This is a genomic window from Stenotrophomonas sp. IS26 (assembly GCF_054188265.1).
Window position 1 is genome coordinate 81,544 of record NZ_JBSZJV010000004.1, and the last position, 15,559, is coordinate 97,102.

At 67.0% G+C, this 15,559-nt stretch carries 14 protein-coding genes; 9 read left to right on the top strand and 5 right to left on the bottom strand.

All coding sequences use genetic code 11. The annotated features are described in order from the left end of the window. Positions 1 to 358: 358 nt before the first annotated feature. A complete protein-coding gene (locus ACW6W5_RS05650) occupies positions 359 to 1,186 on the bottom strand; it encodes an inositol monophosphatase family protein (RefSeq protein ID WP_019182815.1) in 828 nt (275 codons plus the stop codon). Positions 1,187 to 1,305: 119 nt separating this feature from the next. On the opposite strand from ACW6W5_RS05650, the gene ACW6W5_RS05655 reads away from it, so the two are divergent. The 3 genes from ACW6W5_RS05655 (at position 1,306) to ACW6W5_RS05665 (ending at position 5,187) form a co-directional block, all read left to right on the top strand. Beyond that, positions 1,306 to 2,079, top strand: a complete 774-nt coding sequence (locus ACW6W5_RS05655) for an RNA methyltransferase (protein WP_152153452.1) — start codon at positions 1,306 to 1,308, stop codon at positions 2,077 to 2,079. 61 nt (positions 2,080 to 2,140) lie between these two features. Then, entirely contained in the window at positions 2,141 to 3,064 is a 924-nt protein-coding gene (locus ACW6W5_RS05660) for a phosphate/phosphite/phosphonate ABC transporter substrate-binding protein (RefSeq protein ID WP_428999401.1), read from the top strand. Next, a complete protein-coding gene (locus ACW6W5_RS05665; protein ID WP_152153454.1) occupies positions 3,061 to 5,187 on the top strand; it encodes a putative bifunctional diguanylate cyclase/phosphodiesterase in 2,127 nt (708 codons plus the stop codon). Before ACW6W5_RS05660 ends, ACW6W5_RS05665 begins: the two co-directional genes overlap by 4 nt. Positions 5,188 to 5,189: 2 nt before the next feature. Here the strand turns inward: ACW6W5_RS05665 and epmB are convergent, their stop codons facing one another. After that, a complete protein-coding gene (gene epmB / locus ACW6W5_RS05670) occupies positions 5,190 to 6,194 on the bottom strand; it encodes an EF-P beta-lysylation protein EpmB (RefSeq protein WP_152153456.1) in 1,005 nt (334 codons plus the stop codon). A gap of 126 nt (positions 6,195 to 6,320) precedes the next feature. Here epmB and efp point away from each other — a divergent pair, with 126 nt between their 5' ends. From efp to ACW6W5_RS05695, 5 genes are all read left to right on the top strand, one after another. Beyond that, the gene (efp, locus tag ACW6W5_RS05675; protein WP_019182820.1) at positions 6,321 to 6,890 is read left to right on the top strand and encodes an elongation factor P; all 570 of its coding nucleotides are present in this window, start codon (positions 6,321 to 6,323) and stop codon (positions 6,888 to 6,890) included. A 227-nt stretch (positions 6,891 to 7,117) separates the two neighbouring features. Further along, positions 7,118 to 8,461 carry a TRZ/ATZ family hydrolase gene (locus ACW6W5_RS05680; protein WP_152153458.1) on the top strand — a complete coding sequence of 448 codons (1,344 nt, stop codon included), beginning with the start codon at positions 7,118 to 7,120 and terminating at the stop codon, positions 8,459 to 8,461. 16 nt (positions 8,462 to 8,477) lie between these two features. Further along, positions 8,478 to 9,209 (top strand): bifunctional 2-polyprenyl-6-hydroxyphenol methylase/3-demethylubiquinol 3-O-methyltransferase UbiG, encoded by a 732-nt coding sequence (gene ubiG, locus ACW6W5_RS05685; protein ID WP_152153460.1) that lies wholly within the window; start codon positions 8,478 to 8,480, stop codon positions 9,207 to 9,209. Further along, positions 9,202 to 9,885, top strand: a complete 684-nt coding sequence (locus ACW6W5_RS05690; RefSeq protein ID WP_152153462.1) for a phosphoglycolate phosphatase — start codon at positions 9,202 to 9,204, stop codon at positions 9,883 to 9,885. The genes ubiG and ACW6W5_RS05690 overlap by 8 nt, the downstream gene beginning before the upstream one ends. A gap of 18 nt (positions 9,886 to 9,903) precedes the next feature. Continuing rightward, positions 9,904 to 10,611 carry a squalene/phytoene synthase family protein gene (locus ACW6W5_RS05695; RefSeq protein ID WP_152153464.1) on the top strand — a complete coding sequence of 236 codons (708 nt, stop codon included), beginning with the start codon at positions 9,904 to 9,906 and terminating at the stop codon, positions 10,609 to 10,611. 31 nt (positions 10,612 to 10,642) lie between these two features. Here the strand turns inward: ACW6W5_RS05695 and ACW6W5_RS05700 are convergent, their stop codons facing one another. The 3 genes from ACW6W5_RS05700 to yidD are packed head-to-tail and all read right to left on the bottom strand — an operon-like array spanning position 10,643 to position 13,092. Next, positions 10,643 to 11,488, bottom strand: a complete 846-nt coding sequence (locus ACW6W5_RS05700) for a M23 family metallopeptidase (protein WP_193222837.1) — start codon at positions 11,486 to 11,488, stop codon at positions 10,643 to 10,645. Then, complete coding sequence (locus tag ACW6W5_RS05705) at positions 11,488 to 12,834, bottom strand: dihydroorotase (protein ID WP_152153468.1); 1,347 nt, start codon at positions 12,832 to 12,834, stop codon at positions 11,488 to 11,490. The genes ACW6W5_RS05700 and ACW6W5_RS05705 overlap by 1 nt, the downstream gene beginning before the upstream one ends. Continuing rightward, on the bottom strand, positions 12,835 to 13,092 hold the full coding sequence (gene yidD / locus ACW6W5_RS05710; RefSeq protein WP_152153470.1) for a membrane protein insertion efficiency factor YidD: 258 nt from the start codon (positions 13,090 to 13,092) through the stop codon (positions 12,835 to 12,837). It abuts the gene before it with no gap. 272 nt (positions 13,093 to 13,364) lie between these two features. Between yidD and dksA the strand changes: the two genes are divergently transcribed. After that, complete coding sequence (gene dksA, locus ACW6W5_RS05715) at positions 13,365 to 14,636, top strand: RNA polymerase-binding protein DksA (RefSeq protein WP_121038209.1); 1,272 nt, start codon at positions 13,365 to 13,367, stop codon at positions 14,634 to 14,636. Positions 14,637 to 15,559: the final 923 nt, after the last annotated feature.

Sequence of the window (15,559 nt, forward strand, 5' to 3'; positions counted from 1 at the left end):
AGTAGATGTCAGGAGCGTTGAGCTCTCCCATCCGCCACATCAAGATCTGTCGGGAGGCCGGTGGGTAGCCTGGGCCAAGACCGTCAGGGCGCCATGGATGGCGCCCACGAGCCCCCAAGGATGGGTTTACGGCGCGTCTTGGCCCAGGCTACCCACCGGCCTCTCGCCCTCAGCAATGGAAGCGCTGCCGTTGCCGTTACCGTTGCCAGCATTCAACAGCAGCCGACCAGCGGTCGGCACTACCGAAGCACGACGAGCCAGGCTCGCTATGACGCGTCCAGCACGGCGCACGATGACAGCCCACAAACAACAACGGCGCCCGAAGGCGCCGTCATCCTGCAGATCAGATCCAGCCCGATCAGAACTTCGCGTCGAACTCCGCCGCGTAGCCCGTATTGACCAGCACCTTCTGCAGCGCATCGCTGATCTTCACGTTGCCCGCGACGATCTGCTGGGTTTCCGGACCACGGCTGTCCATGCGGGCCGGGGTCGCGCCCTTGAAATCGCACACACGGCCACCGGCCTCACGGACCAGCAGCACACCGGCGGCGATGTCCCAGGCCTTCACACCGGCCTCGAAGTACGCATCGGCACGGCCACAGGCCACATAGGCCAGATCCAGCGCCGCCGAACCCGTGCGGCGCACGTCTTCGGCCTGTACCAGCAGTGCGTCCACCGCCTTCAGCTGCGCGCTCGTGCGCTGGCGCTCACGCGGTGCAAAACCGGTATGGATCATCGCGCCGCCCAGATCCTTGCGCTCGGCAATCCGGATACGACGGTCATTGAACACCGCGCCCGCACCACGGCTGGCGGTGAACAGTTCATTGCGAAGCGGATCGAAGATCACCGCGTCGATCGGCTCACCGTTCTCGACCAGGGCGATGGACACGCAGTAATGCGGGAAGCCGCGCAGGTAGTTGCTGGTGCCGTCCAGCGGATCGATGACCCACATGTAACGGTTGACCGACTGCACGCCACCTTCCTCACCCATGATCCCGTATTCGGGATAGGCGCGCTTGAGTTCCTTGACGATGACCTTTTCCGCATCTGCATCGACTTCACTGGCATAGTCCATGCGGCCCTTCTGCACGACGTTCAACGCCTCGAGCTTGTTGATGTTGCGCAACAGGACGTTGCCGGCGAGGCGGGCGGCCTTGACCATGACGGTGACGGCGGGTTTCTGCATGGCGAAAAGCTCCCGTAAAGGCAGAGTAGGGGTTTGGCGGGGGAAAAGAGCGGTCCCGGCGCAGAGGCCGGCCGCACAGTTTACCATTTGTCGCTGTCCTGCTCGCATTTGGCCTGTTCATGTCCGTTCAAACCGCTCCCGCCCGCATCCGCTTTGTCCTGGTCGGCACCCAGCACCCCGGAAACATGGGGGCGGCCGCACGCGCCATGAAAACCATGGGCCTGGGCCGCCTGGTCCTGGTCGCCCCGGAAAAACCGCTGGATGAAGAGGCCTTCCGCCGCTCGGCCGGTGCCGAAGACGTCCTCGGCGACGCGCCGGTCGTGGCGACCCTGGCCGAGGCCGTGGCCGACTGCCGGTTCGTGCTGGGCTGTACCGCCCGCTCGCGCCGGGTCCAGCTGGAAGAGCTGCTGCCTGCCGTGGCTGCCCAGCGCGTGCTGGCCAAGGCGGCCGAGCCGGCCGAAGTGGCCTTCGTGTTCGGCCGTGAACGCACCGGCCTGACCAACGAAGAGCTGCAGCTCTGCCACGCCGCCGTCCATATTCCGTCCAACCCGGACTTCAGTTCATTGAATCTGGCCGCCGCCGTCCAGGTGCTGGCCTATGAAGTGCGCATGGCCATTCTCGGCGCGGCCGATGCCCCGGCCGCCGCCCCGGCCGACCCCGGCTTCGGCGAAGCGCCGGCCAGCCATGCCCAGGTGGAAGGCCTGTTCGGCCAGCTGGGTGACACCTTGGATGAGATCGATTTCCACAAGGGCCGTGCCCCTGAATCGGCGATGCGCAAGCTGCGCCGCCTGTTCCTGCGCACCGAATTGAGCGAACAGGAAGTGCGCCTGCTGCGCGGCATCCTCTCCGACGCACAGCGCATGGCGCGATTGGCGACCAATAAGCCCCTGTAAGCTGACGCAGTTCTCATTTTTTCGGGTAGTCTGTCTCGATTCCTTGGGGGGAGTGATGGGCTTGTCGGGACTGCGAAGGCTGCTGCAGAGCGTAGTGCTGTGTCTGGCCATCGTCGCGATGACCGGCCCGGTGTGGGCCGGGCCCGCTCAAGTGCTGGTGCTGGGCCGGATCAGCGACGACCCCAGGTCACACTATGCGCAACTGCAGCCCCTGCTCGATTACGTGATTCCGCGCATGCACGATGTTGGTATCACCGAAGGCCGCATCCTGATGGCGCGCGATACCCAGCAGATGGGCAGTTACCTGCGCCGCGGCCGTGTCGATTGGGTGACCGAGACCTCCGGTACCGCCGTCGCGCTGGGGTTGCGCAGCGGCGCCAGGCCGCTGCTGCTGACCGAGCGCAGCGGCGTTCGCGACTACTACACCGTGTTTTTCGTGCGCCGCGACAGCCCCATCCAGACGCTGGGAGACCTGCGTGGGCACACGTTGGCGTTGCAGAACGTGGCCTCCACCAGCGCGTATCTGGTGCCGGTGATGACCCTGCTGCAGCATGGCGAGACGCCGGAAATCCTGGCCTCGATCGGCGATGTCGCCGCGCCGGATACGGTGGGTTACGTGTTCGCCCGGTCGGAATCGAACATCGCCACGTTCGTCCATAAGGGGCTGGTCGATGCCGGTGCGGTGAGCAGCGTGGACTGGTCCGATGCCAAGCGCATTCCGGCCAATTTCCTGCGCGATTTCCGCATCATCCATCGCACCGAACCGTATCCGCGTGCGGTCGAAATGGTGCGTGACGACCTGGATCCGAAGGTGCGCGACCGGTTGCAGCAGGTGCTGCTGGATGCCGCATCGGATCCGCAGGCGCAGCCGGCATTGAAAACATTTTTTGGTACGTCCGGGTTCCACCGGGTGGATGCGCAGATGCAGCACCGGCTGGATGAATTGAAACAAGGCTTGACGCGCGTGCGGATGGAAGTGGAATGAGTCGCTTGGGTTCGGGAATGCAGGCCCGCTTCGTGCTGGCGATGGGCGGCGCGATGCTGGTCGTGGTGGCGATCGTGGCCGTGGTGCTGGGGCGCCAGGCGACGATGCAGGATGAGGTGCAGCACCTCAGCGGGACGGTCATCCATGACCTGTTCGACCGCAGTGTGCGCAGCCGTGGCGAAGCGCTGGCGCGGGAGCTGTCCGATGCGCTGGCCAATCCGCTCTATTACAACGACCTGGAGCAGGTCGGCGCGCTGGTACGCAATACCTCGCGGCAGCAGGTGGTGCGCTATGTGCTGGTATTCGATGACAACGGCAGGCTGATCCACGACGGCACGGTGGACGTGCTCGAGTTTGGCCAGCCGATGACCGATCCGCTCGCGGCGGGCGCGGCCGGCGCGCGCGCGCTGGTGGTGCAGCAGTCGCCCAAGGTGCTCGACAACGCGATGCCGATCATGATCGGCAACCAGCGGATCGGCGGCGTGCGCGTGGGCATGGCGCTGGACGATGTGCAGGCCATGGAGCAGCAGGCCAACCAGACCCTGGGCGATCGCCTGCAGCAGGTCGGCAAGCGGCACCTGGGCTGGCTGCTGCTGATGCTCGGCCTGCTGGTTGGAATCGGCGCGGTGGTGATCATCTACGTGCAGCGCACCCTGGTCACGCCGATCCGCTGGCTGGCCGGTGCCGCCCGCCAGATCGAGGCCGGCGATTACACCCTGCAGATGCCGGAGGTCCGGCGCCAGGATGAGGTCGGTGAGCTGATGCGCGCGTTCGGTCGCATGAGCCAGGCGATTGCCCGGCACGACCGTGAGGTGCGGCACATGGCCTATACCGATGCCCTGACCGGGCTGACCAACCGGCTGGCTTTCCGCGAGGCGCTGGATCACCGCTTGATGGCGGCGCGGGCCTCCGGGCATCGGCTGGGGCTGTTGTTCGCTGACATGGACGATTTCAAGCGCGTCAACGACACGCTGGGCCACGAGGCCGGTGACGAGGCATTGCTGCAGTTCGCACAGCGGATCAGCGCGGCGGTGGCCCAGGCCGGCGGCGATGAGGCGCTGCTGGCGCGCTTCGGTGGCGATGAGTTCGTGATCCTGATCGGTGACGGCGATGTTCCCGCCGGGGCCCGTGAGCTGGCCGAGATACTCGTGCGTGAACTGGGCAAGCCGCTGGTGGTGCAGGGCCGCGAGTTGTTCCTGGGCACCTCGATCGGCGTGACCCTGTTTCCGGACGATGCCGCCGATGCCACCACGCTGCTCAAGAACGGCGACATCGCGATGTACCAGGCCAAGATGGCCGGTAAAAACTGTTACCGCTACTACAGCCGGGCCATGGATCACGCGGTCGAGCGCCGCGTGCACATGGAGCAGGAGCTGCGCGGTGCCTGGGAGCGCGGCGAGCTGCGGCTGGCCTATCAGCCGATCTACCGGACCCGCGACCGCCGCATGGTCGGCGTGGAGGTGCTGCTGCGCTGGCAGCACCCCACCCTGGGCACGATTCCGCCCTCGGTGTTCATCGAAGTGGCCGAGCAGAGCGGCCTGATCGAGGTGATCGGCCCCAAGGTGCTGCGCGCGGCCTGCACCGAGGCGGTGCAGTGGCCACCCGGCGCCGATGGTGAAGGGCTGTTCGTTTCGGTGAATGTCTCGCCGCGGCAGTTGCGCGGTGGCGAACTGCCGACCCTGGTCGCTGACTGCCTGCGCGACACCGGCCTGCCGGCCTCGCGCCTGCACCTGGAACTGACCGAAACCGCCGTGATCGGCGATGAAATGCTGGCTGCCGCGCTGCTGGACAAGCTGCACCGGACCGGCGTCAAGGTCTGGCTGGACGATTTCGGAACCGGCTTCTCCGGCCTGAGTCATCTGCGCCAGGTGCCGGTGGACGGGGTCAAGATCGACAAGAGCTTCGTGGCCGACATGCAGCGTGACCCGGACGATCTGGCGTTGACCACGGCGATCATCGCCATGGCCCATGCGCTGGGGATCACCGTGGTGGCCGAAGGTATCGAGCAGGAAGTGCAGTTCGATCTGCTGGCCCAGCGCGGCTGCGACCTGGCCCAGGGCTACTGGCTGAGCCACCCGGTCAGCGCGACCGAGGTGGTGCAGCTGCTCGAATCGGGCAGCTGACGCTAGACCGGCCGCTTGCTGCTGTCGCCGGAGATCTCGCGGACCAGCTTCGGCACCAGGTAGCCGGACAGGCGCGCGGTCAGCTGCGCATGCAGGTCCTTGGCGGTGTCGTCGGCCACTTCGAAATGGGCCACGCCTTCGACCCGGTCCACCTGGTACAGGTAATAGGGCAGCACGCCCGCCGCGAAACTGCGCTCGCTCAGCGCCTGCAGCGCCTGGATCGAATCGTTGACGCCGCGCAGCAGTACCGCCTGGTTGAGCAGGGTGGCGCCGGCCGCGCGCAGGCGCGCCATCGCGGCGTCCACCGATGCGTCGAACTCATTGGCGTGGTTGGCATGGATCACGAACGCCACCGGCCACGGCAGCGAGGCGATCCACTGCACCAGCTCGTCGTCCACGCGTTCGGGCAGCACCACTGGCAGGCGGCTGTGGATGCGCAGGCGGCGCAGGTGCGGAATCTGCTTCAGGGCCTGGGTCAGCTCCACCAGCTTGTGGGTCGCCAGCGACAGCGGGTCGCCGCCGGACAGGATCACCTCGTCGATGTCCGGGTCCTGCGCGATCGCGTCGACCGCATCGCGCCAGCCCTCGCGGGCCGCGTTCTCGGCGCCGTAGTCGAAATGGCGGCGGAAGCAGTAGCGGCAGTTGATCGCGCAGCTGCCGGTGGTGACCAGCAGGGCACGGCCGCGGTATTTCTGGATGACCCCGGTGGCCTTCTTGGCCGCGCCGTCGCCCACCGCATCCAGGCTGAAGCCGGGCACGATCTTCAGTTCGTCGGTGATCGGCAGGACCTGGCGGAGCAGGGGGTCATGCCGGTCGCCATGGCGCATCCGGGCCGCAAAGCCCTGCGGCACGCGCACCGCGAACTGGCCGGCCGCCTCGTCAGAGACCCCCAGCGCCACCGGATCCAGCCCCAGCTGCCGCAGCAGCTCGCGCGGGTCGCGGATCGCCTCACGCCACCGTTGCTGCCAGCGGACGGGGGCGGCCAGGGGCATGGCGGAAAGCTGCATGGAATGGGGGCCTGCGGTTATCATGTGGGTCAGAAATATCGAGTCACCCCACCGGTGTCGGTGGGATTTCCCATTCTATCCGGCTCGCCGCGCCTGCGCGGCGTTTGCCCATTCAGGAGTTTCAGCATGGCCACTGTTGGCATGAACGACGTCAAGAACGGGATGAAGATCCTGGTCAACAATGAACCAGCGGTCATCACCGAGACCGAATACGTCAAGCCGGGCAAGGGCCAGGCCTTCACCCGCATGAAGTACCGCTTCATCAAGTCGGGCCGTGTGGTCGAAATGACCATGAAGGCCACCGACGACGTGGAGAAGGCCGATGTTGTCGATACCAACATGGACTTCATGTACAGCGACGGCGAGTTCTGGCACTTCATGGACCCGGAATCCTTCGAGCAGGTGCAGGCCACCAAGGCCGGCATGGGCGGCGCCGAGAAGTGGCTGAAGGGCGAAGAGTCCTGCATCGTCACCCTGTGGAACGGCGAGCCGATCTTCGTGCAGCCGCCGAACTTCGTGGAACTGAAGATCACCGAAACCGATCCGGGCGTCCGTGGCGACACCTCGGGCGGCGGCGGCAAGCCGGCCACCCTGGAAACCGGCGCGGTGGTCCGCGTGCCGCTGTTCGTCAACCAGGATGAAATCATCAAGGTCGACACCCGCTCGGGCGAATACTCCGCACGCGCAGGCAAGTAATCCGGGTATGCGGCAGCGCATCCGCGCTGGCGCTCCCACGATCCGCGCCGCGGATCGTGGGCCCCAACTCACCCGCATCCACACCCCGCCGCTTCGCGGCCGTCCCTGATTCAGGGGCCAGTCCTCCAGAAGCATCGCGGTAGCCGTCCAGCATGGGACCGGTCTTCTGAAGGTTCGAGGTAGGCCCTGCCGTAGGCTGACCTGTTTCTCCAGCAAAGTGAGCCCGCATGACCGACACCGCCCGCATTCCCGAAGCCTGTGACCTGTTGATCGAAGCCGGTTACGTGGTCCCGATCGAGCCGCATGCGGTGGTGCTGGAAGACCATGCCGTGGCCGTGCGTGGCAGTGAGATCATCGCGATCCTGCCGCGTGCCCAAGCGCGCGAGCGCTTTGCGCCCAAGCAGACCGTGTCCCGCCCGGACGCGGCGTTGATGCCGGGTCTGGTCAACGCGCACACCCACAATCCCATGACCCTGCTGCGGGGCGTCGCCGACGACCTGCCGCTGATGGTCTGGCTGCAGCAGCACATCTGGCCGGTGGAAGCGGCGGTGATCGGGCCGGAGTTCGTGGCCGACGGCACCACCCTGGCGATCGCCGAGATGCTGCGCGGCGGTACCACCTGCGCCAACGAAAACTACTTCTTCTCCGACGTCCAGGCCGCCGTCTACAAGCAGCACGGGTTCCGTGCGCTGGTCGGTGCGGTGATCATCGATTTCCCGACCGCCTGGGCCAAGACCGACGACGAGTACTTCGCCAAGGCCGGCGACCTGCACGACCAGTGGCGCAACGATCCGCTGATCGGCACCTCGTTCGCCCCGCACGCGCCGTACACCGTCAACGACGCGAACTTCGAACGCGTGCGCATGCTGTCCGACCAGCTGGACATGCAGGTGCACCTGCACACGCATGAAACCGCGCAGGAAATCAGCGACTCGCTCAAGCTGCACGGCCAGCGTCCGCTGGCGCGTCTGGATCGGCTCGGCCTGGTCAACGACCGCCTGATCGCGGTGCACATGACCCAGTTGACCGAGGCTGAGATCCACCTCTGCGCCGAGCGCGGCGTCAGCGTGGTGCATTGCCCCGAATCCAACCTCAAGCTGGCCTCCGGGTTCTGCCCGGCGTGCGCGCTGCAGCGCGCCGGTGTGAACCTGGCGATCGGCACCGATGGCTGCGCCAGCAACAATGACCTGGACATGTTCAGCGAGAACCGCACCGCGGCGATCCTGGCCAAGGCCGTGGCCAATGACGCCACCGCGCTGGACGCGGCCACCACGCTGCGTGCGGCCACCCTGGGCGGCGCACGCGCGCTGGGCTTCGGCGACCGCATCGGCTCGATCGAGGTCGGCAAGCAGGCCGATCTGGTCTGCGTGGATCTCTCCGCGCTGGAAACCCAACCGCTGCACCATGTGCTCTCGCAGCTTGTCTACGCCGCCGGCCGCCACCAGGTCAGCGATGTCTGGATCGCCGGCCAGCCCAAGCTGGTCCAGCGCGAACTGGTCGGCATGGACACCGCCGCGATCGTCGCCAACGCCCGCCAGTGGCGCGAGCGTATCCGACACATCCGTGCTTGATGCATCAAGGATCCCCATGAACACCCCCCATGCTTCCACCAATTTCGATCAGGCCGAACTGGACAAGTTCGCCGCGCTCGCCAACCGCTGGTGGGACGTCGATGGCCCGCAGAAGCCGCTGCACGCGTTGAACCCGGTGCGCCTGCAGTACGTCGCCCAGCGCGTCACCCTGCGCGGTGCCCGCGTGCTCGATATCGGCTGCGGTGGCGGGCTGCTCAGCGAGGCGCTGGGCAAGGAAGGCGCGGACGTCACCGCGATCGATCTGGCCCCGGAACTGGTCAAGGTCGCCCGCCTGCACGGGCTGGAGTCGGGCGTCACGGTCGACTACCGCGTGCAGGCCGCTGAAGACCTGGCCGCCGAACAGCCGGGCAGCTTCGATGTGGTCACCTGCATGGAAATGCTCGAGCATGTGCCGGACCCGGGCGCGATCATCGCCGCCTGCCATCGCCTGCTCAAGCCGGGCGGCCAGCTGTTCCTGTCCACCGTGAACCGCACCCCGGCCGCGTTCGCCGTGGCGATCGTCGGTGCCGAGTACGTGGCGCGGCTGCTGCCGAAGGGCACGCATCACTACCAGGATTTCATCAAGCCGGCCGAGCTGGGCAAGTGGCTGCGCGAGGCCGATTTCAACCTGCGCGATGTCAGCGGCATGGCGTATGAGCCGTGGCGCAACCGTGCCCGCCTGAGCACGCGCACCGACATCAATTACCTGGCCCACGCGGTCAAGCCGGACGACGCGGCTCGTGTCTGAGTCCGGTTTCCCGCCGGCGGTGCTGTTCGATCTGGACGGCACCCTGCTGGACAGCGCACCGGACATGCTGGCCACCGCCAACGCGATGCTGGCCGCGCGCGAGCGCGCGCCGATCACCCTGAGTGCGCTGCGCCCGGTGGTCTCCAAGGGCTCGCGTGCGATGGTCTCGGTGGCCTTTCCCGAGCTGGGGCAGGCCGAGCGTGATGCGCTGGTGCCGGAGTTCCTGGCGCGCTACGAAGGCCTGATCGGCCAGCATGCCGTGCTGTTTGATGGCATCGCCGGGATGCTCGACGCGCTCGATGTGGCCGGCTGCGCGTGGGGCATCGTCACCAACAAGCCCGAATACCTGGCCCGGCTGATCGTGCCGCAGCTGGGCTGGCAACAGCGCTGCAAGGTGCTGATCGGCGGCGATACCCTGGCCCAGCGCAAGCCGCATCCGCTGCCGCTGCTGGCTGCCGCCGAGCGCATGGGCATCGCCCCGGGCACGTGTATCTACGTGGGCGATGACGAGCGCGACATCGTCGCCGCCAACGCCGCCGGCATGGCCTCGGTCGCCGCGCTGTGGGGCTATCGGCTCGATGCCGACGACCCCATGGCCTGGGGCGCCGACACGCTGATCGCACGTCCCGAACACCTGCAACATGCCAAGGCGTGGCCGCTTCCGCGCACGCTCTAGCCTTTCAAGGAATACACCGTGAGTACTCCCAGCGCCCTGGGCAGTTTCCTGGACAAGTGGCGGACCCGCTGGCCCGAGTGGCAGGTGGCCGAACGCTTCGTGCCCGAGCACCAGCGCACCCTGGTGGTGGCGTGGTTCTCGCTGCTGCAGGAGTTCGACGACATCCTCAATACCGCCGGCGACCCGTTGCCGTCCGACGCGAAACTGGCGTGGTGGGGTGAAGAGCTGCGCAGCTGGTCCGCACAGCGCTCGCGCCATCCGCTGGGCCGCGTGCTCGAGCCGGTGCGCGCGCCGTGGGCGCAGCTGGCCGAGGCCCTGCCGGATCTGATCGACGCGCGTGCGGTGCCGGTCGATCCGGCGCAGGCGCTGCGCGCGTTGCAGGCGTATGCGGCCGCCGTGGCCGCGGTCGAAGCGGTGATGTTCGATACCCCGGCGCGTGGCGATGTCGCCACCCCGGTGCTGGTGCAGACCCTGGCCCAGCGGCTGCACGAGCGTGGCGTTGCCGCCATTCCGCGTTCGCTGCTGGCCGAGGATGACACCGCCGCACCGCGCAGGTGGGCGCAGCAACTGCTGGCGAAGTGGCCGGCGCGGGTTGCCGGCCCGCGGCCCCGCCGGCTGTATGCCGCGTTGGCCCGTGCCCGCCAGCAGACCTGGGCGCAGGACCGTCAGTACCAGGCCACGCCGATGCGTACGCTGTGGCTGACCTGGTGGGCTGCGCGAGGCTGAGCGTAGGTGCCGGCCAGCGGCCGGCCCTCCGTTACTTTCCGCGGTCCAGCACCAGCAGCGGGTCGATGCGGGTATCGAACCAGTTCATGCCCCAATGCAGGTGCGGGCCGGTCGCGCGACCGGTCGCACCGACAGCGGCGATCACCTGGCCCTGCTCGACGCGGTCGCCGACCTTCACGTCGATGCGCGACAGATGCAGGAAGTTCGAACTGATCCCGAAGCCGTGATCCAGCAGCAGCGTGCCGCCGGTCAGGTAGAGGTCCGGGCCGGCGAAGGTGACCACGCCGGCGGCCGGTGCCTTCACCGGGGTGCCGGTCGGCACCGCGATGTCCATGCCGGAGTGGCCCGAACCGGGTTGGCCGTTATAGACGCGCGCATTGCCGAAGCGGCCGCTGATGCGGCCCTGCACCGGCCAGATGAAGGCCTGTGCGAAGTCGGCGCGATTGTCATCGCGGGCACGCGCGGCGGTGACCTGCGCCTGCTCACGCTTGATCCGTTCGGCAATCGCCGGCGGCGGATTGACCGTCTTCGGCGGCACGCCATTGACGCGCTCGGTCGGCCAGTCACGCGGGGTGACCGCGATGCTGGCCGTTTCGCTGCCGCCGTCCGGGCGCGTCACCTGCACCTGCAGTGGACCTTTCTCATCGCGGCCGATGCCGAACACCACGCTGCCGTACCCGCTCACGCGCAGGGTGCGGCCGCCGTACTGCACGACGCTGCCGGCCGGCACCTTGCCGATCACCATCGCGCCCTGCGAGGCGCTGGCCGGAAACACCACGCGCGCATCGGCCTGGGCCACGGCGGGCGAGGGCAGCAGACTGCCCATCGCCGCGACGCCTGCGGCCGCCAGGGCCGCGCGCAACACCCGTGCCCGCATCAGCGGTCGAAGCTCATGCGCTGGCCGTTCGGCGAGCCCACCAGCTTCTCGCCATCCCACGCCAACTGCCCGTTGACCCAGGTCGAGGCGATGCGCGAACGGAAGGTGGTGCCTTCAAACGGCGACCAGCCGCACTTGGACAGCACGTCTTCGCGCTTGACGGTGAACGGCACGTCTTCGACCAGCACCAGATCGGCGAAGTAGCCTTCGCGCAGGTAGCCACGCTGGCTGACATCGAACAGCTGCGCCGGCGCGTGCGCGAACTTCTGCACGACCTGGGTGATCTCCAGTTTGCCTTCGTGTACCAGTTCCAGCGCGGCGACCAGCGCGTACTGCACCAGCGGCAGGCCGGACGGCGCCTGTGCATAGGGCTTCTGCTTTTCTTCCCAGGTGTGCGGCGCATGATCGGTGGCGAGCACGTCGATCACGTCATCGGCCACGGCGCGGGTCAGCGCCTCGCGGTCGCTGGCTTCCTTGATCGCCGGGTTGCACTTGATCAGGTTGCCCAGCCGTGCGTAATCGCTGCGGTCGAAACGCAGGAAGTGGATGCACGTTTCGGCGGTGATCTGCTTGCGGCTGCCATCGGCGCGGATCAGCGGGCCGCGTTCGAAGAGGGCCAGCTCATCAGCGGTGGAGATGTGCAGCACGTGCAGGCGGGTACCGTGCTTCCTGGCCAGCGACACGGCCAGCTCGGAGGACTTCAGGCAGGCCTCGCGCGAGCGGATGTCCGGGTGCTGCTCGGCACTCAGGGCATCGCCATACTTCTCGGCGTACTCCTTGGCCTTGGCATCGATCATCGGCGTGTCTTCGCAGTGCGTGATGATCGGCGTGGGCGCATCGCGGAAGATCGCATCGAGCGTTTCCGGGTTGTCGACCAGCATGTTGCCGGTGGAGGCGCCCATGAACACCTTGATGCCCGGCGCGGTCTTGGGATCCAGCGACTGGATGTGGGCCAGGTTGTCGTTGCTGGCGCCCATGTAGAAGCCGTAGTTGGCACGCGCACGGCCGGCGGCGGCATCGTACTTGGCCTGCAGGATCTCGGCGTTGAGCGTGGGCGGGTTGGTGTTGGGCATGTCCATGAAGCTGGTCAGGCCCCCGGCGACGGCAGCGGCCGATTCGGTCGCGATGTCGCCCTTGTGGGTCAGGCCGGGCTCACGGAAATGGACCTGGTCGTCGATCATGCCCGGCAGCAGCCAGCGGCCGGCGGCGTCGACCACGGTTTCGCCGGGACGGGCATCCAAACCGGGGCCGATCTGCGCGATGCGGCCATCTTCGATGCGCAGGTCGCCCTGGGTGATGGTGCCTTCGTTGACCAGGTGGGCGTTGACGATGAGCGTGGAGGACATTCAGTGTTTTCCTGTGCAGCGGCAGGTGGCGTCAGGCGCGGTGCGCGGGGGCACCTCGTCGATGCCACCGGGATGGAAGGGATGGCAGCGGCCCAGCCGGCGCGCGGCCAGCCAGCTGCCGCGCGCGGGGCCATGGGTGGCGATGGCTTGCATGGCGTATTCAGAACAGCTGGGCATGAAGCGGCAACGCGGCCCCAGCAACGGGCTGATGAAGCGCTTGTAGAAGCGCAGCAGGGCGATGAGCAGGCGTGAGATCACCCCCCAATCTTATTCCAGTTGGCATGAAGGGCGCATTTGTCGCAGGATGGGGCGTTGGACCCGTCCGCACCCACGCGCGCGACGGGCCACCCCGGCGGTGTCGCCGGGTCAGGTACCGAACTGCGCACGTTGGCCCGCCTGCCAGGTGGACCGGTCGCACGCCTTGCGACTCCGGGGCTGAACGGAGTAGGCGGTGTGGTTGCTGCTGCTGGTCGGGTAGGCTATAAAGGCCCGCTTTCCCGGGCCCCGGGGAATCCAAGGAAGAGCGTTTCGTGGCTGCTAAAAAAACTGCAAAGAAGGCCGTCAAGGCCGCCAAGAAAACCGCCAAGCCTGTTGTAAAGAAGTTGGCGGCCAAGTCCGTTGCCAGGAAGCCGGCCGCCAAGCCGGCTGGCAAGCCTGCATCCAAACAACCGGCGGCCAGGACGGCACCCGTTAAAAAGGCGGCCAGCACGTCGCCGGCCAGGACCGTCAAGAAGGCTGTCGCCAAGAAGCCTGCTGCCAAGACGGTGGTGGCCAAGAAGACCGTCGCCAAGAAGGTCGTTGCCAAGAAGTCGACGGTCGCCAAGCCGGTTGCCACGCCCGCCAAGCGCGCGGCAGGCAAGCCGGTGAGCAAGGCGCCCGTCAAGAAAGCCGCTGCCAGCAAGACGGCAGCCAAGAAGACCGTGACGCCTGCTGTCGCCAAACCGGCGGCCAAGCCGGCACCGGCGAAGAAGACCGCAGTCAAGCAGGCACCGGCTACGCCGGTGAAGGCCAGCAAGACCGCCAGCAAGCCCGTGGCACCCAAGCCGGCCACCAAGCCGGTTGCAGCACCCGTAGTGAAGTCCGCACCGAAGCCGGCATCGCCGGCGCCGGCCAAGTCTGTCCCGGCCAAGAGCCCGGCCAAGGCGGCACCTTCTCCGGCGTCCGCGCCGGCGCCGGTCGCCCCTGTCGCCGCCTCCAAGGCCCCGCAAAACAAGAATCCCGTGCCCGTTTCGAAATCGCCTGCAAAAACCCCCGCCAAGTCCGAGTCCGCCCCCAAGCCCGTGTCCCGTCCGGTCGGCAAGGTCGCCGTTGCCGTGGCAGCGCGTTCGGCCGCCCCGGCCCCTCGCACCAAGGTGAAGGTGGTGGAATACAAGACTGACGAAGCCACCGGTCGTCCGATCCTGCCCGACGGTTACAAGCCGAGCGCGGAAGAGGAATACATGAGCCCGCTGCAGCTGGAGTATTTCCGCCAGCGCCTGCAGCACTGGCGCAATGATCTGGTGGAGGAATCCAAGCAGACCATCGCGAATCTGCAGGAGGAAGTGCGTGATATCGGCGATGAGGCCGAGCGCGCCACCCGCGAGACCGAGAACTCGCTGGAACTGCGTACCCGCGATCGTTATCGCAAGCTGATCGGCAAGATCAACAGCACGCTGAAGCGTCTGGAAGATGGCGATTACGGTTTCTGTGTGGATACGGGCGAAGAAATTGGCCTGGACCGTCTGGAAGCCCGCCTGACCGCTGAGCGCACGATCGATGCGCAGGAGCGTTGGGAGCATCTGCAGAAGCAGCAGGGCGACTGATCGCGCTGTTGGTTGTGCTGTTCTACGAAAAAACCCGGCTTCGGCCGGGTTTTTTTTGGCCGTTCGCTTTTGGTTTGTGTTGGTTCGGGGTTGGACGCGAAGGGCGTTGGCGCCTTGCCACTTGGCGTTTGAGTGGGTCGGGTAGCCCGGTCCGGGACCCGCCGTAAACCCATCCATGGGGGCTCGTAGTGCGGCATCCATGCCGCACACGGTCCCGGACCGGGCTACCCGACCCACTCCCGATACGTTCACGGGTGGGCGGCTGGAAGAGCCTTGAGTCCCGCTTCCGACACGGTCTCGGCCAGCTGCCAGTGCAGGCTGGATCGTCGGGAAATGCCGGGTGCTGATGTCCGGATGCTTGTCCCGCGCTTTGCGCGGCATCCACGCATGGCGTGGATCTACATGCGTGGCGGGCACGCCAAAAATTGTGCGGTCCGCAGTCCGCAGTCCGCAGTCCATTTTCAGCCGGAGCCGCAAGCCAACGCCGGACGCCGGACGCCGGACGCCGTGGCAGTGCTGAAGTCATAAACGCCAAGCGGTATGCCGTCAGCCACCGGCCAGGAGCCAGCAGCCATCAACCGGCGCTGTACGCCGTGAGTGATAAGCAGTGAGACGCCCGCTATCTGCTGTTCGCCGTTCGCCTGTCGCCGTTTGCTCTTCGCTGTTAATCCCGCGCAAGCAACCCACTGTCCATGGGTGGACGGGTAGCGCAGTGCAGGACCGTGTGCGGCATGGATGCCGCACTACGAGCCCCCATGGATGGGTTCACGGCGGGTCCTGCACTGCGCTGCCCGGCCGCCCAATCCCAGGAACAAGCAGGCGCTCAACCAACGGCGTAGCAACCCAACCGCGCAGCGCCGGCCAACCAGCGCGGCCTCCAGCTAGGCAGCCAAGCCGCCAGTCAGTCGGCTGGCTGGCTGGCT